Annotated in this window: 28 protein-coding genes; 20 read left to right on the forward strand and 8 right to left on the reverse strand. The window is 43.9% G+C overall.

What is annotated here, in order from left to right:
* Positions 1–8 precede the first annotated feature (8 nt).
* Genes PHI47_RS09460 through PHI47_RS09470 form a run of 3 tightly spaced genes read left to right on the forward strand, consistent with a single transcriptional unit; the run spans position 9 to position 2,128 of the window.
* Positions 9–914, forward strand: coding sequence for a biotin/lipoyl-binding protein (locus tag PHI47_RS09460; RefSeq protein ID WP_299932833.1), 906 nt, complete (start codon positions 9–11; stop codon positions 912–914).
* Between the two features lie 54 nt (positions 915–968).
* Positions 969–1,265, forward strand: a complete 297-nt coding sequence (locus tag PHI47_RS09465) for a hypothetical protein (RefSeq protein WP_299932830.1) — start codon at positions 969–971, stop codon at positions 1,263–1,265.
* 17 nt (positions 1,266–1,282) lie between these two features.
* On the forward strand, positions 1,283–2,128 hold the full coding sequence (locus tag PHI47_RS09470) for a peptidylprolyl isomerase (RefSeq protein ID WP_299932826.1): 846 nt from the start codon (positions 1,283–1,285) through the stop codon (positions 2,126–2,128).
* Positions 2,129–2,145: 17 nt separating this feature from the next.
* On the opposite strand, the gene PHI47_RS09475 is transcribed toward PHI47_RS09470, so the two are convergent.
* The 6 genes from PHI47_RS09475 to PHI47_RS09500 are packed head-to-tail and all read right to left on the reverse strand — an operon-like array spanning position 2,146 to position 5,014.
* On the reverse strand, positions 2,146–2,490 hold the full coding sequence (locus PHI47_RS09475) for a hypothetical protein (protein WP_299932823.1): 345 nt from the start codon (positions 2,488–2,490) through the stop codon (positions 2,146–2,148).
* A gap of 2 nt (positions 2,491–2,492) precedes the next feature.
* Positions 2,493–2,888 carry a 4Fe-4S dicluster domain-containing protein gene (locus PHI47_RS09480; RefSeq protein WP_299932819.1) on the reverse strand — a complete coding sequence of 132 codons (396 nt, stop codon included), beginning with the start codon at positions 2,886–2,888 and terminating at the stop codon, positions 2,493–2,495.
* Positions 2,888–3,271 (reverse strand): NifB/NifX family molybdenum-iron cluster-binding protein, encoded by a 384-nt coding sequence (locus PHI47_RS09485; protein WP_299932815.1) that lies wholly within the window; start codon positions 3,269–3,271, stop codon positions 2,888–2,890. Before PHI47_RS09485 ends, PHI47_RS09480 begins: the two co-directional genes overlap by 1 nt.
* A gap of 10 nt (positions 3,272–3,281) precedes the next feature.
* On the reverse strand, positions 3,282–3,656 hold the full coding sequence (locus PHI47_RS09490) for a 4Fe-4S dicluster domain-containing protein (protein WP_299932813.1): 375 nt from the start codon (positions 3,654–3,656) through the stop codon (positions 3,282–3,284).
* Between the two features lie 10 nt (positions 3,657–3,666).
* Positions 3,667–4,113: a TOBE domain-containing protein gene (locus PHI47_RS09495; RefSeq protein WP_299932810.1), complete on the reverse strand. Its 447-nt coding sequence runs from the start codon at positions 4,111–4,113 to the stop codon at positions 3,667–3,669.
* 10 nt (positions 4,114–4,123) lie between these two features.
* Positions 4,124–5,014 carry a NifU family protein gene (locus tag PHI47_RS09500; protein WP_299932807.1) on the reverse strand — a complete coding sequence of 297 codons (891 nt, stop codon included), beginning with the start codon at positions 5,012–5,014 and terminating at the stop codon, positions 4,124–4,126.
* A 97-nt stretch (positions 5,015–5,111) separates the two neighbouring features.
* Here PHI47_RS09500 and PHI47_RS09505 point away from each other — a divergent pair, with 97 nt between their 5' ends.
* The 8 genes from PHI47_RS09505 (at position 5,112) to PHI47_RS09540 (ending at position 9,953) form a co-directional block, all read left to right on the forward strand.
* A complete protein-coding gene (locus PHI47_RS09505; protein ID WP_299932804.1) occupies positions 5,112–5,507 on the forward strand; it encodes a NifB/NifX family molybdenum-iron cluster-binding protein in 396 nt (131 codons plus the stop codon).
* Positions 5,500–5,727: a hypothetical protein gene (locus tag PHI47_RS09510; RefSeq protein ID WP_299932801.1), complete on the forward strand. Its 228-nt coding sequence runs from the start codon at positions 5,500–5,502 to the stop codon at positions 5,725–5,727. The genes PHI47_RS09505 and PHI47_RS09510 overlap by 8 nt, the downstream gene beginning before the upstream one ends.
* Positions 5,724–6,323, forward strand: a complete 600-nt coding sequence (locus PHI47_RS09515) for a hypothetical protein (protein WP_299932798.1) — start codon at positions 5,724–5,726, stop codon at positions 6,321–6,323. Before PHI47_RS09510 ends, PHI47_RS09515 begins: the two co-directional genes overlap by 4 nt.
* Before the next feature lie 17 nt (positions 6,324–6,340).
* Positions 6,341–6,829: a hypothetical protein gene (locus tag PHI47_RS09520; RefSeq protein WP_299932795.1), complete on the forward strand. Its 489-nt coding sequence runs from the start codon at positions 6,341–6,343 to the stop codon at positions 6,827–6,829.
* Positions 6,826–7,053: a hypothetical protein gene (locus tag PHI47_RS09525; RefSeq protein ID WP_299932792.1), complete on the forward strand. Its 228-nt coding sequence runs from the start codon at positions 6,826–6,828 to the stop codon at positions 7,051–7,053. The genes PHI47_RS09520 and PHI47_RS09525 overlap by 4 nt, the downstream gene beginning before the upstream one ends.
* A gap of 67 nt (positions 7,054–7,120) precedes the next feature.
* Entirely contained in the window at positions 7,121–8,245 is a 1,125-nt protein-coding gene (locus PHI47_RS09530) for a hypothetical protein (protein WP_299932789.1), read from the forward strand.
* A 155-nt stretch (positions 8,246–8,400) separates the two neighbouring features.
* A complete protein-coding gene (locus PHI47_RS09535) occupies positions 8,401–9,255 on the forward strand; it encodes a hypothetical protein (protein WP_299932786.1) in 855 nt (284 codons plus the stop codon).
* 8 nt (positions 9,256–9,263) lie between these two features.
* Positions 9,264–9,953: a hypothetical protein gene (locus PHI47_RS09540; protein ID WP_299932783.1), complete on the forward strand. Its 690-nt coding sequence runs from the start codon at positions 9,264–9,266 to the stop codon at positions 9,951–9,953.
* 1 nt (position 9,954) lies between these two features.
* On the opposite strand, the gene PHI47_RS09545 is transcribed toward PHI47_RS09540, so the two are convergent.
* Together PHI47_RS09545 and PHI47_RS09550 are read right to left on the reverse strand one after the other, a co-directional pair.
* Positions 9,955–10,887, reverse strand: coding sequence for a CoA ester lyase (locus PHI47_RS09545; protein WP_299932780.1), 933 nt, complete (start codon positions 10,885–10,887; stop codon positions 9,955–9,957).
* Entirely contained in the window at positions 10,856–11,218 is a 363-nt protein-coding gene (locus tag PHI47_RS09550) for a cytochrome c (RefSeq protein ID WP_299932777.1), read from the reverse strand. The genes PHI47_RS09545 and PHI47_RS09550 overlap by 32 nt, the downstream gene beginning before the upstream one ends.
* A gap of 68 nt (positions 11,219–11,286) precedes the next feature.
* On the opposite strand from PHI47_RS09550, the gene folD reads away from it, so the two are divergent.
* The 9 genes from folD to PHI47_RS09595 are packed head-to-tail and all read left to right on the forward strand — an operon-like array spanning position 11,287 to position 18,225.
* Entirely contained in the window at positions 11,287–12,147 is an 861-nt protein-coding gene (gene folD, locus PHI47_RS09555) for a bifunctional methylenetetrahydrofolate dehydrogenase/methenyltetrahydrofolate cyclohydrolase FolD (protein WP_299932774.1), read from the forward strand.
* Between the two features lie 8 nt (positions 12,148–12,155).
* A complete protein-coding gene (lepB, locus tag PHI47_RS09560; protein ID WP_299932771.1) occupies positions 12,156–12,992 on the forward strand; it encodes a signal peptidase I in 837 nt (278 codons plus the stop codon).
* Positions 12,979–13,656, forward strand: a complete 678-nt coding sequence (locus PHI47_RS09565; RefSeq protein WP_299932768.1) for a site-2 protease family protein — start codon at positions 12,979–12,981, stop codon at positions 13,654–13,656. The genes lepB and PHI47_RS09565 overlap by 14 nt, the downstream gene beginning before the upstream one ends.
* A gap of 8 nt (positions 13,657–13,664) precedes the next feature.
* Positions 13,665–14,102, forward strand: coding sequence for a ribose 5-phosphate isomerase B (gene rpiB, locus PHI47_RS09570; protein WP_299932766.1), 438 nt, complete (start codon positions 13,665–13,667; stop codon positions 14,100–14,102).
* 3 nt (positions 14,103–14,105) lie between these two features.
* Complete coding sequence (locus PHI47_RS09575) at positions 14,106–14,438, forward strand: hypothetical protein (protein WP_299932763.1); 333 nt, start codon at positions 14,106–14,108, stop codon at positions 14,436–14,438.
* 20 nt (positions 14,439–14,458) lie between these two features.
* Complete coding sequence (locus tag PHI47_RS09580) at positions 14,459–15,007, forward strand: adenine phosphoribosyltransferase (RefSeq protein ID WP_299932761.1); 549 nt, start codon at positions 14,459–14,461, stop codon at positions 15,005–15,007.
* The gene (gene trpB / locus PHI47_RS09585) at positions 15,007–16,206 is read left to right on the forward strand and encodes a tryptophan synthase subunit beta (protein ID WP_299932759.1); all 1,200 of its coding nucleotides are present in this window, start codon (positions 15,007–15,009) and stop codon (positions 16,204–16,206) included. The genes PHI47_RS09580 and trpB overlap by 1 nt, the downstream gene beginning before the upstream one ends.
* Positions 16,207–16,214: 8 nt before the next feature.
* Positions 16,215–16,808, forward strand: a complete 594-nt coding sequence (locus tag PHI47_RS09590) for a DedA family protein (protein WP_299932756.1) — start codon at positions 16,215–16,217, stop codon at positions 16,806–16,808.
* A complete protein-coding gene (locus PHI47_RS09595; protein ID WP_299932753.1) occupies positions 16,789–18,225 on the forward strand; it encodes a leucyl aminopeptidase in 1,437 nt (478 codons plus the stop codon). Before PHI47_RS09590 ends, PHI47_RS09595 begins: the two co-directional genes overlap by 20 nt.
* Positions 18,226–18,309 lie beyond the last annotated feature (84 nt).

Below are 18,309 nucleotides of genomic sequence, written 5' to 3' on the forward strand. Positions count from 1 at the left end.
GGAACACTATGAACAAGAACACCAAATTAGCCAAACTTTTTCGCTTTGCTATCACTTTTGCAGTCGTTTCACTCGCCGTATTTTTAGGGGTGATGTTGTGGGACAACTACATGAACAGCGCATGGACCCGAGACGGTCGTGTCCGTGCCGATGTCGTGATGATCGCACCGGATGTCGGGGGATTAGTGAGCCGTGTCGCCGTCGTGGATAATCAGTTCGTCCATAAAGGAGATCTGCTGTATCAAATTGACGAGGTTCGTTTCCACCATGCGCTCACTGCGGCAGAAGCGATCGCACAAACGCGTAAAGCCGAATATGAGATGAAAAAACATCAATCCTCGCGCCGGAGTGCCGCGGATGATGAAGTCGTATCCGCCGAAAATCGCGATGACGCTCTCTACGATACCCAAATCGCCCGCGCCAAATACGAAGAGGCGATGGCACAGGTCGAGACCGAAAAACTTAATATCGAACGTTCCGCTGTTCGCGCTTCAACTGATGGGTGGGTATCGAATCTACTGCTTCGCAAAGGGGACTATGTTCAAGCGGGTGAGAAGCGCATTGCCCTCATTACCGGCGGATCGTTTTGGGTGTACGGCTATTTTGAGGAGCACAAACTCCCTCTCATTCATATCGGAGACAAAGCACAAATGAAGATGTTGGGGACTAAATACGTACTAAAAGGACATGTGGAAAGCATTGCCCGTGGGATTGCTGACCGTGATAACACAACCGACGGACGGCTAGTGGCAAACGTCAATCCGATCTTTACCTGGGTGCGTTTGGCTCAGCGTATCCCCGTACGTATCCATATCGATGATATTCCAAAAGGGATGAATCTCACCGCAGGAATGACCTGCTCTGTGACTATTCTCCCGAATAAATCCGATCAAAGGAGTGCCCATAAACAATAATGGTCATACGGGTCATAGTTAGTCTAAAAAAATCGAAAATAAGGAAATTGAATTATGAAAAAGAGTGTGGGATTAATGATAGTAGGAGTTGCAACGGCGTGTTTCGCTGATGCGTTATCTGAGGGCAAAGCGGCATTAGATCAAAAGCGTTATACCGATGCAATCAGTGCATTTACCCAATCATGTGAAAACGGTAACGGCACGGGATGTCTGAACCTAGGAAATATGTATGAAAATGGAGTGGGAGTAGCTCAGAATAAATACAAAGCCTCAACCCTATACGCGCAAGCGTGTCGTGCTAAAGAAACACGCGGGTGCAGCAATATGGCACTCTCTTACGATACTCCTTGAGGGGAAGGGAAAGAAAAATGAAACGATATTATGCCGCGTTGAGCATGGGCATCTTGTTGCTTATGGGATATAGTTTATCGGCGGCTGTATTGGTAACGGTTAATGGTGATGACATCACATCTGAGGAAGTGAATAAAGTAATGATGGAAGGGACTCAGGGGCGTTTTGATTCTCTGAGTACTGATAAACAAAACGAATTACGCCATCGGATTATCGAGGGGATGATTACCCAAGAGTTGGTTTATGATGATGCACAAAAAACAGGGGTGCTTGAATCCAAAGAGTATAAGCAAGAGCTCGAAACCCTCATCAATAAATTAAAGGTACAACTCGCAGCAAAACTGTGGGAACAAGAGCAATTTGAAACGATAAAAATAGACCCGAAAGAGGTTAAGAGCTATTTTGATACTAATCCTGACGAATTTATCGATAAAGAAAAAATTCATGCACGTCACATTTTATTGAAAACAAAACTTGAAGCCGAAGCAGTTATTAAGAGTCTGAAAACACTTAGCGGTGAAAAACTAAAAAATGAATTTATTGCTCAGGCCAAATCAAAATCAGTCGGACCGAGTGCGGCTAGAGGCGGAGATTTAGGATATTTTCCGAGAGGACAGATGGTTCCGTCATTTAATGATGCCGCTTTCGCAATGAAAACGGGAACACTTTCATCGTATCCTGTACAAAGTCAGTTCGGCTACCATGTCATCTACATCGAAGATAGAAAAGCCGCAAAAAAATTGGGATTTGATACCGTCAAAAATTTCATTGAAGAACGATTAAAAATGGATAAATTCAAAGCAATTATGGATAAAAAAATGGCTTCATTGCATGAAAAAGCCAAAATAACTTATTCAAAATAAACTTTTATATTTTTAAATTATTTGCTCGTAAGCTCAGCAATCAATAAAGAAGCCCGAACAGAGGATTTGAAGGATTTCATTTTCTCTTGCGTGATTATGGCCATGGCCATTTCGCGCTCTTTTTTAATACGTGCGAATAAAGAAGCACTCGGAAGATCACGCGCTTGGCGAATCAAAACATACACTTCCTCATCAAACATTTCACTGGTATAAGGCGGCAATGCATCATACAAAGCCATAAAAATAGCCCGCTGTTCATCATCCATCTTACACGAATCATCGGTAATTTTTAGAGCAACCGTAACCGCACAATCACGTGCGAACGTATCGAGATCGTTAGCCACTTTCTCGATCGGTTTCACTCTCACCCTACTTCTTCGAGATTCTCAGGCTCTTCTTGAACGAAATGACCGACACCGCGCATCTCATTCGGAATGTCTTTGCGATATTTTTTCTCTCTAAATGCCGGAGATTTAGGAACACCGTTTTTCTCGCCAAGTTTATACATCTCACCATTGAGGAAATGGGCATCGAATTCTTTGGTATACGGCATATCCCACGTGATACATCCGATACTCGGACAAATCGCCGCGCATTGCGGATCATCATACACACCGACACACTCGATACACTTCTCAGGAGCCACGTAATAACGTTTATTCCCCGTCGGATTGTTCATATCATCTACGATCGCATTGACCGGACATTGTTGTAAACACGCATCACAGGTGATGCAGGTATCATCAATAATTACAGACATTAGAGTAGTTCCTTATCTTTAGTGGTGTGAACAATGCGCTGCAACCACGGCGGCGGATTGCCCAATAACAGCTCTTGGAGTTTCACAATCGTCTCATCGATTCGATCGTTCTCTCCTGAGCGCATCGGATATATTTTGGATGCCAATACCATTTTTGAGGCGGTAGGACCGATTTGAGAACAGTACATAATGTCTGCTTCTTTAACCGTACTGATTTTGTAGGCAAGCTTTTCGTGTTCATCTTCGATCGCATCATGTGAACTGTCCAGTGTTTTGACATATTCGGCACTTTGTTCAGTGATTCGATAAAGCTCAAAACTCTTCGACCATCCAAAATGCTGATTGACCGTTACACCATCAGATGAAGCAAACGCGATTAGCATAACCTATCCTTTAAACCGCTACTGCTTCACGCGCTTCGCGAGCTGCAATAGAGATATCATCACGGAATGTTTGCGGAGAAACTTCAGGAGATAACAATCCGCGTTTTTTACTAGAACCGATAACATACTCAGAGCTGTTAACATAATAGTCATTGTAATCAGCAGTATATGGCATATCCCATACAATACATCCTTCTGTAGGACAAGCAGCTGCACACGCAGGTGTTTCAGCATGACCGACACACTCAATACATTTTTCAGGTTTTACATACGTATATTCCCAATCTTCACGTGGTGAATCACCCTCACTTGCAATCGCTGCAACAGGACACTCGTCGATACAGGCGTCACAGTTGATACATAAGTCAGTTATTAATACAGCCATAATTTACTCCTTAGTTGGCTTGATATAATTTATCTTTGCAATTTTCGTACGAGGTTGAATCTAAAAGCGGCATAAGCTTAATATCCACTGCTTTAAGTAGCAATGTAACATTGCACCCCTCACAAAGTTCCATCCGCTCGAAGGCATCGGTTGTAATAAGCGAATTGAGTTTTCCGCAAGGAGTATTTACGCTCACTTCACTAAGAACCAAACCCTTACGAAAATGTTGCAGTTCACCGGAAAGATGGTTTTCGATAGAGACACTCCCCTCTTTAGCTCCCTTGCAGATAGCGATGGCCGCTTCTTGGACACGGCATTCCACCTCATCACCGATATGGAGCCATTTAGGTACTTCGGTTTTAAGAAGTTTTAATTCCATATCATTAGCACGTACGGTGATACAGCTGAAAAACTCATCACTTTTAATCTCTTCAACCGTCGCAGAAAATGAGTTCATAATAGACTCCTTACCAAAGATAAATAACAATCTTTTTATCAATAACGTTTTCAAACTGCTCTAAAATCATCCCCGCTGTCGAGGTAGGTCCGAGATGGCATCCTGAGCACGCGCCCAAATAACGGAGCCAAATTTCAGGTGTATCACCACCGATATAGTTCACAAGCTCGACTCCACCGCCGTCACTCGCGAGTGTCGGAGCGAGGTTCTCAGCGATAACCATCTCGACTTTCGCACGTTGGGACGATTCATCCATCATTCGAAATGCGACATTTATGTCGGTCGCTTGTGACATATTACTGACATAAGTGAGTAACGAATGCGCTTGAGCTTCCCCTGCATGAGCAGCACGAATCATCCATTTCATCGAAGTTAGAACATCCTCATCACGAAACAATAAGGCGAGTTTGAGTTGAGCGGTCGGCATGTTGGCTTCAGCTGCGGTGGTGTAATAACGGATAGCTTCAGCTTTATCCTCAGTGACACCGATGCCGTTTTCATACATCCCCCCCATATAAAACGAAGCGGTCTCATGTCCATACGCAGCTGCACGTTCGAATAATGTAAATGCGATAGAGATGCTTTTTGGAACGCCGAATCCTTTAACATACATGGTTCCCAAATTGACCATTGCATCCGTATTGGTAGCACTCAAACCTTCCCAAATCGATTTGGCTGTCATATATTCTTTTTTATCATAGGCCGCTATAGCTGTCTCCATCAATGATTGTGCTTCCATACTCTTCTCCTTATGTCGTTTTAAATTTCTACGTAAATCGTTCATCGCTTCATCATAGGTATCGCCATACCCTTTGAGCTCTGGAACATCACAGCTGTATACTTCATAACCGTCGCCCTCTTCATTACTAAAGTAGTGATAATGAGTTCGAAGTTCTTCCATGTGCAGCTCTTTTTAGAAAGTTACATTGCAATTGCCATTCTAAATAGAAGAATAGAAAATGCATATTGCTATTAAAATTTAGACAGAAGGAGCAAATATGATTGCTATTCCCGTCGAAACTGATGCGCCGGATACGATGAGTACAAAACTATTCGGTAATGCCAAATTTTTTGCATTAGTCGATCCGCTCACGAAAAAAAGCACTATCATCACCAATGAAGGGTGCGGCAACGGAATCAAAACCGCTTCGTTCCTCGCTGAATCTGGTGCCAAATCGGCACTGTACGGTTTTTTAGGCGACGGTCCGTTTCATGTAATGGTACGTGAAGGAATCGAAGTTTATTGGCTAGGAAAAGAGACGATGAGCTTAAAATGCGCGATCGATGTTGCTTTGTCCGAAAGTTTAATACGCGTCACTCCAGACAATGCTTCGACCTATCTCGATCCCGGGACCAGTGCAGGTGCGTGTGAATGTGGGTGCACTCATGAATGAAATCATCACCTCAGAGATGGAAGAGATACGCCGTTTAATCGTCGCAACTGTTGCTAAACGCAATGCACTTAAAACGGAAATGGCACAATGGTATGAAGCCCACAGCAAACGCTTCGAACGTACAAATGAGCTTATCACGGTCGATTCAACGCTATCAGAGCTGGACAGCCATTATAAACGGTTGTGGGATTATCATAACGGTACGTCACGAGCCTCATGAGCAGTTTTTCATCCTCTGCACGTCTTTTGACCGATATCAGCGAAATCGACCAATATCGCCGAATTTTGGATAAAGACAGTGTTAAGAGCGGTGAACCTCACTGGGCGAGTATGGGGAAAAATACGATTACCCTTTTTCAGGTTTTAATCGATCAGGATTTGACCCATCTGGTAATGGTATTACGCCACTATCCCAAATACATTGAAGCGGTATGTGAACATTTTCGTTACGCCTACAGCTACAGTGAAAACAGTGCTGATATCGATGCGGCATCTGAACTTTTAGAGATGGGGGAACCCTACTTTACAAGGCAGTTTGTACGGAACGTGATGCGTAAGCTGCCGCGTTTAGAGGTGAATGATCGTGATGCATTGCAGGAATTGATCGAACGTATCAATACAAATCAGCACACATGGCATCCGATCATCACCATGCATTATCGCGCAACAATCAAATCGCTGATCAATCAAGCGGCTCTCCATCCTTTGCAAAGAATCGTACTGGAGAAAAAAATTGCCTCTATACGTGAAGCAATAACCTATGATTACGAAGCAAATGATCGTGATTCGAATCTTGATATACCTTATATGAATTAATATTAAAGGAGTTGATAATGATAAATGAAAACCTAAAAAGTGAAATCTTGAAACATGCACGCAATGCATTTGAACGTGCCTGCACCTTACATGATAATGAGCGTATCGAAGTATATGTTTACGATGATGCCGTAAAAACATCGGATGTTTTGGGTGAAGATGAGAAAATCGTTTACAGCACCAATCGTGTGTTGTGTTATCAAGTGTGGGGACATGATTATCTCGAAGAGGAGATCCGCGCATGGATTGATCACGCACGATTGGAAATCAATCCTAAACCGCTCGAAGAAAGTATCATCGAGACGCTCAATAAGCTTGCCGCATCCAAAGGGATTAGCAAAGAAGAGGTTAGTTCGTATGAAGTATTCGCCAATCTCCGAATGGAGCAAATCGAACAGATTGAACATGCCATCATTGAATACTGGTGGGATAACAAAGAGATCGAAAATGCCAAATCGCTGGCAGTAGAGCAGATTGACGAAGCGTTGCGGAGCATGGAAGGATGATCCTCACCCTCCGATCTCTTAGCGGTACCGTTCATATCGATATCACGGCAGATCAGTTCAAACGTCTGCGTGATCCCTCTATCCATGCAGATGAGCTTGATGAAATCGCCGCCGCATGTGGTTGTGATGCTGTATTATTGTTCGCTTATGCGGAAGATTTGAAACGTGCTATACAAGAGACAATGGAGATTGATGGATCGTGTGACTACTCCGATCATCTTTAAATATACAATCTTATCCTTATGATTAATGATATAATTCAAACTTAATCGTATTATAAGGAGTGTTTTTATGTTGTCTAATCTTGCACTTAACATGATCAAAATTGTGTTACTCGTATTCATACTCGGAGGTTGTACAGCAAAAACACCTCATGAATCTCTAAAAAATGCGCTCAATAAAACATTTGATGCTACCGGATATAACTACACATCATCAACACGTATTACTAAAATAGTCTTTCCCAAAAAAGATGACGATACCCTCAATGATGAAAACATCTCTCTAAATTCGCTTTACCTCCAAAAAGGGATCGATGTGATCCGTGGCGGTTCCCTTCGAATGAACGGTGCTGTTGACTATTCAGATACCATTAAATCGGAAGCGACGTATGATTTTCATTACAACCGTGACAATGTAGAAGCATCTATCAAACTTCCATTTTTATTTGATTATTCAACGAAAACTCTCTATATGGGCAAAACGTTTCTAAACACAATATTTCCTATGAAAGAAGAAGATGAAGGAAAACTGATACGCTTTGATCTCAACGACTCGCTTATTAGTACCCTATTGGGCGAAGAGTCTATGAAACAGTTTGATGAAACAAAAGTGCGTAGTCTTAACAGTGCTACGCAACAGGGGATGATTAAAGCATTCAGCGATATTAACGGATCATATTTCCAGTATGCACCTCTGACACCTAATGAGAAACTCTCGGGAAGTCTCCAAAAAGTACATCTTTCTCTTGATCGGAATCAATCGATTACCTTAATATTAACCATCACCGATACCTTAATTCAAAAAATGTATTCCGAATCGATGCTTACCAAAGAGATGTACGGTTCCTATATGCTCCTAAGTGATCCAAAACAACTGGCACCTCTTCTGGAAAATGTGAATATTCAATTAGATTTCGATTTTGGTATCAATTCCGACGGTCAACTTGCACTCATCCAAGCCCTTGTCAACGCATCGGATAAAGAAGAAAAATTTGCACTCGGAATTGAAAATATAACCTTATTGAATAACTTCAATACTCCGCAATTTTCACTCGATCCAAAAAGCTCCGGAAGTATTGATTACATGGAAATATTTCGTAATTGGAAAGAACTTTTCCCGGATAAATCTGCAACCGACGTATTGCCGGAAGAAGAACAACAGCTCAGTGAGCCTGATCAAAATATAACCATCTGAAAATCACTTTTACAGCCATCCTCATCCGCATAATTGACGAAGGATGAGGAGCCCTTAACTTCATATTATGCGAAACACTTCTTCCATTAGGAAATTCTAGATACAATTCCCATCATTGCGCACTAAGGTGCCTTATCTAAATACTTTTTGAGACCATGAAGCGAACCCAGTCTTTTTCTCTTTACGCACTAATAATTGCTTTATTGGTTCATCTTATTGTCATTTTACTGCTTATTTTATTGGATCAATTTAAACCCGTTCCCCCTCCTGAGATGAAACCTTCCAACCCCGAAGAAGAGCGCTTTAAAATCTCGATCAAAGAACGCCCGGGAATCGAAAAAGAGGCTATTATCAAAAGTGAAGTCCCAAAACCCCCTACCAAACGTCCAATCCCACACGGCGAGCAGTTAGTTAAACAGGCTCAATTTTCACCTAAACCTGTGACACCGAAGGCAAAACCAACACAACCGGTCATAACCCCTGCCCCACCGGTCAGTATCCCAGTTATTGAACCTAAAAAAGCGTTCGAGCGTCATGTTGCTCAGAGTGTTGCCACAATCGAACATCAAACGGTTTCAAAAAAAGAGTTCAGTCTTCATGACACTCTTTCCAGACCTGACGGTTCGGCAGCCAATATCAAAAGTACTGCCAAAATCAATGACAGTATTCAACAGCTCTATGGTGATAAATTCAATGAACTCTCCGAGGGAGAGCAAAAATACATTCTTGATAACCAAGAGATCATGCGCCGTATTACACAAGAGGTTTTGGATAACTTCGGACGTTCCAAAATCCCTGATAACCTCCGTATTAACGATATCAATATGGTTGAATTTTATCTCTATCCCAATGGAAGTATCTCTGATTTGCGTCTTTTAAAAAATTCACAAGTATCGATACTGGATGACACCACGATTATGACCATTAATTCTGCCTATCACAAGTACCCGCGACCTTCACAAAAAACGCTGATCCGGTATCGTGTTTGGTATAACCTCACAGGATACTAAATCCTATTATGCAATCTTCCAAGCCTTTTTTATTCCCTTCATTGCTTCTTGCCATTGCTATTCATATCCTTCTTCTTGCTATTATTTTCTTTTCACTGCGGCATACACCGCCGGTTCCGCCTATCCATCCCATCCATGAAAAGCGAATCGCCATTTCATTTTCTAACCCATTGCTCTCACAGCCGATTATAACCGCATTGATCCACCCAAAAAACCATACCCTCCCTGTGGCATCAAAACCTTCAAATGTTTTGATCTCATCTTCCACCCCTACCGAAACAAATAGCTCCATATCTCTGCCAACGGATGAAGATACAAAAAAATTAACCCGCGAGGATGTAAACCTGCTGCCCAGATCAATCCTCCATCACTACGGAGACGAGTTTTTTGAGTTATCGGCTACTGAGCAACACTACCTGCTCAATAATCTCCAAAAAATTCGAAAAATCAACGATATCGTCGGAAATAGACTACTCCAAAGTAAATACGATGAAGAAATAGATACAAAAGAGAACAATATCGTTGAGTTTTATCTCCACCCTGACGGTTCGATATCGGGGCTTTCTTTGTACAACGAGAGAGAAGGATCATTATTGGATGAGTTGACAGTAGAGACGATCGAACTGGCGCATTCGCAATATCCGCGACCGAAACAGACGACTTTGATTCGGATACGGGTATGGATTCTCGTAAAATAAACTAACGCGGATTTAAAACTGCCAACGCCCCTTTATAAATCGGCTCATCGATAAAGCCGTACCGTTCATCCACAAATCCGCTAATCCCTCTGGATAGATGTTCTTCAAAAAGAGAGACAATCTCACGTGCACGCTCTATCTCCCCTTCACTGTAGCCGAAAATTTCATGGATCAATTCCACTTGGGCAGGGGCAATACACCCTTTGGCATCAAATCCCATCAGTTTTTCCATATCCAGCCAGTTTCGTAATCCCTCACTGTTTTTGTAATCCTGATAGACAAAAGAGACCGGTTTGACACCGCAAGCACGTGAGATAATCAAAAAATGCGCAAGGATATACTGCGCTGTCGGATTCTCAGGGGTTAACAGCGCTTGGGAAAGCCCCAGATCGGCAAAAAGGTCGAGAACTCCCAGATAATACGCCTTAATCCTTGGGTCGAATGCGAGCTGTGAAAGCGCCTGCCATGCCTCTTTGGTCTCAATGGAGAGATGGATTTCAATCCCCTCATCCACCAACGTCAGGATTCTATGTACCTCTTGCACCGAACGTATTTTCGGAACACGGATAGCATCAGGCATAAAGGGGTTGAGATACAATATCTCTTCTGCCCCACCCTCGTCGAGCGGATTGACACGAACAACCAGTTTTTTATCACATACCGGATTGGAGGACAAAACGATCGCGCATAAAGCAAGCGCGTACGGTTTTTGTTCAGCACTGACTCCGTCTTCGAGATTAAGCATCAAGCACTCGGCACTAAGGGTAGGGATTTTGGTCAGATGTTTGAGGTTATGGGGTGAGAGCATCATGGCAGAACGAAATGATTGCGTGTGATTTTGATGTCTAAATTGAGGAATAGCTAAATCTCGAAGTGCTTCGAGATTGCCTGAAGTGATGAGATCAGTGAGCTTTTCGATGTTTTTGAGCGGCACGTTGGAACTCCTCACGATGGAGATAATAATAGAGAATTTGAATTTCGCTGTCAGTCAGATAGTAGCGAGGCATCCCTACAATACGACTGTTAACCTTTTCATCAAACTCTTTAAACGACAGCTTGTTAATCGGCTTCCCGGCAAAGGTTTTCATTACCCCCTCATCCCGATAACGGGCAATCAGTTTCCCTTCGCCTTTCTCACCGTGACACAACTGACACCCTACTCCACGGGGATTATGATACAACCCGCTCGCATACTCTTCTTTCGTAATAAACGACTCTGCATGCGATATACTCAAGGCTAAAAATAGAACAAAAAACCCGCGCACTTGATCCCTTTAACCGTTTATTAGTCTTTACTCGGTATCATACCCAAAAACAATTTGACGGTGATTAAATGCAAATACTTGACGGTAAAGCGCTCGCACAAAAAATCGAAATAAAAGTCTCCACAGGAGCCAAAGAACTCAAATCTCTGACCGGAAGAGTCCCCGGTTTGGCAGTGATTTTGGTCGGCCACGACCCCGCGAGTCAAGCCTATGTCGGGATGAAAAAAAAGGCGTGTGACCGTGCCGGATTTTACTCCGTCACCCATGAAATGCCCGATGACATCTCCCAAGATGCAATCGTCAAAACCATCGAAATGATGAATACAAATCCCAATATTGACGGTATTTTGATTCAACTTCCCCTCCCTTCCCACATTGATACAACGAAAATCCTCGAAGTGGTTGCCCCGACAAAAGATGTTGACGGGTTCCATCCGTATAATGTCGGACGCCTTGCAACAGGATTGGACGGCTTCGTCCCTTGTACGCCGCTGGGTGTTATGGAGCTGTTGGCAGAGTACAACATCGACCCAAAAGGGAAGAACTGCTGCATCGTCGGAGCCTCTAATATTGTCGGTAAACCCATGGCAGCACTCTTACTGAACGCCAATGCTACGATCGAAATCTGTCATATCTTCACCGACGACTTGAAAAAACACACCCTTGCAGCCGACATCGTCCTCGTCGGTGCCGGAGTTATTAATCTGATCAAAGAAGATATGGTAAAACAAGAGGCCATCGTCATTGATATCGGAATCAACCGTGCCCCTGACGGTCGTCTCGTCGGAGACGTCGATTACGACGCCGTTGCCCCTAAAACTTCGTATATTACCCCTGTACCGGGCGGTGTCGGACCGATGACCATCGCCATGTTGCTCAGCAATACCCTCAAAGCTGCCCAAATTCATGCCAAAGAAGAGAGTAAATAACCCACCTTATGAAGAAAAAAATATTCACTGCCGCTCATCGCGCCTACCGCTTTTCCAACACATGGACTGGGACGATTATCATCGTTTTGTTCGTTATTTTCTTTGTCGCGCAAGCGTTTCGTATCCCCAGCGGATCGATGAAAGACTCCCTTCTGATAGGGGATCATCTGTTCGCGAAAAAATTTGCCTACGGTATATCAACACCCCATATTCCCTTTCTCGAAATCCCCCTTATCCCTGGCACAGACGGACATATCCTCGATGGGGATGAGCCTAAACGAGGAGATATCATTATCTTCCGCTACCCGAACAACCAACAGCTCCATTACGTCAAACGATGTGTTGCCCTTTCGGGAGATGAACTCTTTTTAAAAGATAAAGTCCTCTATCTTCACCCGCGTGAAGGGGATGAATACGCCAAAAAAGCCTTTTCAAACTACGAGCTTATTGAACAAGACGGGAAATTGTGGGTAAAAGACCCATATACCAAAGAACATCCGGGGATTCACCACGATGATCGTATCACCAAAGACGACCCAAACATCGCGTTCATTCAAAACGGTGATTTCATTTTTGACTTCCCCCCTACTCTTGTCCCGGATGGACAATATTTTATGATGGGAGACAATCGTGACCACTCAAATGACAGCCGATTCTGGGGTGCTGTTCCCTATGGTCTAATCGAGGGAACCCCATGGTTCGTCTATTTTAGTTTGGATGCCGATTATAAAGTACGTTGGGACCGTATCGGAAAAACACCTGCCGATTTGGAACAAAAAGTACCATTAAGCCGTGCTGTAGCGGAGCGAATACGCGAAGATGCCAACGACCATGAACTCTATTAATCTGCTCGAAGTCCCTGCTGCGATTATCGCACTGCTCATCGCCATTATCGGCCATGAGATCATGCACGGATGGGTAGCTCATAAATACGGTGACAATACCGCAAAAAACAGCGGAAGACTCAGCATCAATCCTCTCATCCATATTGATCCGTTCGGATCAATCCTCGTCCCTTTAATGACCTATTTTGTCCCTTTACTTCTGGGTGCTTCCAGCGGTTTTTTATTCGGATGGGCCAAACCGGTTCCCGTCAATATCCATACTGTTATCCGTAACGGAGGATACAATGCGGCAATGCAGGTAAGCCTGGCAGGAATCGTTTACAATCTGTTTTTAGCAACCTTCTCTTCAATCATGCTGCTCTCTCTTGCGCAACCAACAGAAGCGGATGGAATCGGATATCTTTTCTTCTATTTGTTTGTTATGAAACTGATGCTGATCAACGTCGTTTTAGCCGTCTTCAATCTTCTCCCTATTCCCGGTTTTGACGGGTCTCATTTTATAAGTTATCTGGCATTAAAATATAAAGTTCGTGCCGTTGCTGAATTTTTCGCCAAAGCCGAACCTTATGGAATGATTGTTATCATCATCATATTGGTTACTCCACTGAAGATACCGTTGGTAATATGGCCGATTGAAGCTGTATTACATTTATTATTAAACTAAGGAAATCTATGAGATTTTATATTGCAACCGATCATGCCGGAATCGATTTAAAAGATTTTACAGTTGAACTTCTTCGTACCAAAGGTCATGAGGTCATCGATTTAGGGCCTTTTTCCAAAGAAAGAGTTGATTATCCCGATTATGCGGTAAAAGTATGTGAGAGCGTTCTTGCCGATTCTACGTCACATGGGATTTTAATCTGTGGTTCAGGAATCGGAATGTCCATAGCGGCAAATCGACATCATGGTATTCGCGCGGCGTTATGCCATGATGCCTATACGGCAACGGTTGCCCGAGGACATAATGATGCAAATGTCTTGTGTTACGGTGAACGTATTGTCGGACAAGGGGTTGCCGAATCGATACTTGATGCATGGATTGCCGGAAAATTCGAAGGCGGGCGCCATTGCGGCCGAGTCGATAAATTAGAGGCTATCAAAGGATAAGGTATGTTTTTAGAGTGGTCATTGCTCACGGTTGTTACACTGGGTGCCCTTTTCTTTTTGGTCAAGATGTTCTATTTTCGCAGTATCACCGTTAAAGAACAACGCACCAGCGAGATGATGAAATTGACCCTCAAAGAGGCTGAAGTATTAATCCGAAAATATCAAATTCAGCTTCAACGTGCACTGGGGAATGTGGATATTCTCAGCGAAGAGCTCAACAATCTGCGCAACGAGCTTAAATCACTCAAACAGCGCAATTCAAAACATCGTTCCGAAACCGATCGTCTCCAAAGTAAAATTAAAGAGCTCGAAGGGCGTATCGACGCGCTAATTTAACCAATTTTCAAGGAACCACTATGAATCTCAGCATGAGTGACAGAGCCGTTTTGATCAACGCAATCCGCGATATCCCTGATTTTCCAAAACCGGGAATTGTGTTCAAAGACATTACGACCCTCCTTTCCGATAAGGAAGCGTATGGTTTGTTAATGCGACATTTAACAGAGCGTTACGCTTCGTATGATCTCACCCATGTCGCCGGGATCGATGCACGCGGATTTATTTTTGGTGCAGCACTTGCTCAAATGTTAGGTGTAGGATTTGTCCCGATCCGTAAAAAAGGGAAACTCCCCTACACTACCGTATCCGAAAAATATTCACTTGAATACGGCGTTGATGAAGTAGAAATCCACATCGATGCCTTTTCACAGGTTTCAAAACCTCGCGTTTTACTAATCGATGATTTAATCGCTACCGGCGGAACGGCGTATGCGGCAGCCAATCTTATCAACAAAGTAGGAGCCGAGTGTGTCGAAGCGTGTTTTGTGATGGGTCTTGATTTTTTAAGCGGACAATCCAAACTACGCGAACTTGTTGAAGTCTATACTGTAATTGGAGTTGATTAATGTACATCCCAAAACCCTCAAAATTTGATCCCGTTGACGGCCATTTCGGTATTTTTGGAGGACGTTATGTCCCTGAAACGTTAATGCCTGCCCTTCTGGAACTCGAAGAAGCCTATAACGAAATTCGTTTTGACGAAACGTTTTGGAAAGAAGTTGACGGATATCTTACCGATTACGTTGGCCGTCCAAGCCCCCTATACTATGCCGCCAACCTCTCTGAAGAACTTGGTGCTACCATCTATCTCAAACGGGAAGATTTGAACCATACCGGTGCGCACAAAGTTAACAACGTTATCGCGCAAGGATTGATGGCTAAACGTTTGGGTAAAAAGAAGGTCATCGCCGAAACGGGTGCAGGACAGCACGGTGTTGCGACAGCTACCATTGCTGCGCTGCTTGGTTTGGAATGTGAGATTTTCATGGGAGCCAAAGACGTAGCACGTCAAGAACTCAATGTCTTTCGCATGAAACTTCTCGGAGCAAAAGTTCATGCAGTCGAGAGTGGGTCTAAAACCCTAAAAGATGCTATGAATGACGCAATCCGTCATTGGGTTACCCATGCACGTGATACGTTCTACATTATCGGCACCGTGGCAGGACCTCATCCGTATCCGATGATGGTACGCGATTTTCAGGCAATTATCGGGTGTGAAGCGCGCGCTCAGATTTTGGAAAAAGAAAACCGCCTCCCCGATTACGTTATCGCCTGCATCGGTGGCGGTTCCAATGCCATCGGAACGTTCCAACACTTTTTGGAAGACAAAGAGGTTCGCTGTATCGGAATCGAAGCGGGAGGCTTGGGAGTCGATACAGACAAACACGGCTGTTCACTCCTAAAAGGTCGTCCGGGAGTTCTTCACGGCCAAATGAGCTACCTCCTCCAAGACGACGACGGTCAGATACTCGAAGCCCACTCCATCTCAGCAGGACTCGATTATCCGGGAATCGGACCGGAACACTCATTCCATAAAGATAACGATAATGTCAGTTATGACAATATTACCGATGCCGAAGCACTCGATGCATTTGTATGGCTTAGCCGCGCCGAGGGGATCATTCCTGCCTTTGAAACTGCCCATGCCGTCGCTTATTTGAAAAAAATGACCGATATCAAAGATAAACTCATCATCGTCAACCTCTCCGGTCGAGGAGACAAGGATATGATGCAGGCAAAACAAATTTTAAATTTTGATAAATAAGGCTATCCGTGGAAGAACTGTTAATTGGGTGGCTTAGAGAATACGGCTACATCGTCCTCTTTTTTTGGAGTATCTTAGAAGGGGAAATGGGGCTTATTATGGCCGGAATCTTTTCTCATATGGGGGATATGTCTTTGCCAATCTCAATAGCGGTCGGTGGATTTGGCGGATTTATCGGAGATCAAATCTATTTCTACATCGGGCGATTCAACAAACGATATATCCATAACAAACTCCGTTCCCAACGTCGTAAATTTGCTATTGCCCATCTGTTACTCAAAAAATACGGCTGGCCGGTAATCTTTGTCCAGCGCTATATGTACGGGATGCGTACCGTTATCCCGATGGCGATCGGTCTAACACAATACTCAAGCCGCCAATTTGCCATTATCAACTTTATCAGTGCTATTTTTTGGGCCAGTATTACCATAATTCCCGCTTATTATTACGGTGCAGAAATTTTGAATATCCTCAGATGGGTCAAAGGGCACTGGTTTTTTGCCATCCCAATGATCGGACTCCTTGTTTGGGGAATCATCTACAATATGAACCGACTTGAAAAAAATCTTTTGGAGAAACGCCGTGAACGTCAAACTATATAATCAACCACTTGAAAAAATCGGAGCCGAACTTACGTTGGAATTTGTCGATGCCAAAACGTTTGAAACCCACCCTCACCACGCCCTTTTAACCCAAGCAGGATTCAAAGCGGAGCAAGAACAACTCTGTGCTTTGCATGAGCACCGTTTGCTCGTATGCGGTATCGACAAAGAGATGAGCGATGAGCTTTATCGATCCGCAATGGCAACGGCGGTCAAAAGTGCAATGAGCTATGCGTACACTTCTCTCAAATGTTCGCAATACACCCCTGAACGCTTCCGTGCGTTAATCGAAGGGGTCGTTTTGGGAAGCTATAAATTTGAAAGCTACAAATCAGAACCGAAACCCTCTAAACTGACCGAAGTAATCTTTTCAAATGAAAACAATGATGGATCATCCAATGCGATCGATACATTAGAAACTATTTTAACTCAAACCCTCGTCATTGCTAAAGCAACCAATTTTGTCCGCAGTTTGGTTAATCAAACTCCCGATGATATGACACCGAAGCAAATGGCTATTACCGCCGATATTCTGGCTCAAAGCAATAACCTCGAATGTACTATCCTCGATGTAAACGGTCTTGAAGACGAAAAAATGTTTGCTATGCTCTCCGTCGGACGCGGTTCAGCCCACCCTCCCCGCCTGATTCATCTCGCTTACAAACCCGAAAATCCGAAACGGGTAATCACTCTCGTAGGCAAAGGGCTCACGTATGACAGCGGCGGGCTTAGTCTCAAAGCAGCAACATCGATGGTAACAATGAAAATGGATAAAGCCGGTGGATGTGCCGTTATGGGAATTATCAAAGCGGTCAGCGAGCTGAAACTTGATATCGAAGTGCACGCATTTATCGGAGCAGTCGAAAACATGATCAGCGGCAATGCCTACAAACCTGATGATGTTCTCCGTGCTAAAAACGGAAAAACGATTGAAGTGCGCAACACCGATGCCGAAGGACGTCTCGTCCTCGCCGATGTACTCGGATATGCGCAAGAGAATGTCAAAGCAGACTTCCTTTTCGACTATGCTACCCTCACCGGTGCATGTATGGTTGCACTTGGACCCTATACCACAGGCGTTATGGGACACAATGAAGCCCTCAAACAGGAGTGGATTGAAGCAGGAGCCGCTTCAGGAGAATACTGCGGTATGCTCCCGTTCAACCGCCATCTTAAAAAACTGATTAAAAGCGACCTCGCCGATGTGTGTAATGTCTCTAGCAAACCTTACGGGGGTGCAATTACAGCCGCCCTCTTCCTCGATAATTTCATCGATGAAGATATGAAAGAAAAATGGGTCCATTTTGATATCGCAGGCTCAGCCTATACCGAAAGCGCGTGGGATGTCCACACTTACGGCGGTACAGGTGCAGGTGTTCGAATGACGCTTAACTGGCTCATGGAGCATTGCAAATAAATCCCCCGTTCGTGGTGAGCCAGTCGAACCATGAACGTTTCACCCTTCGACTCGCGCAGGGCGAACGGAGACAAAACATCTTCC

The sequence above is a fragment of the Sulfuricurvum sp. genome, from assembly GCF_028713855.1.
Lineage (GTDB): Bacteria > Campylobacterota > Campylobacteria > Campylobacterales > Sulfurimonadaceae > Sulfuricurvum.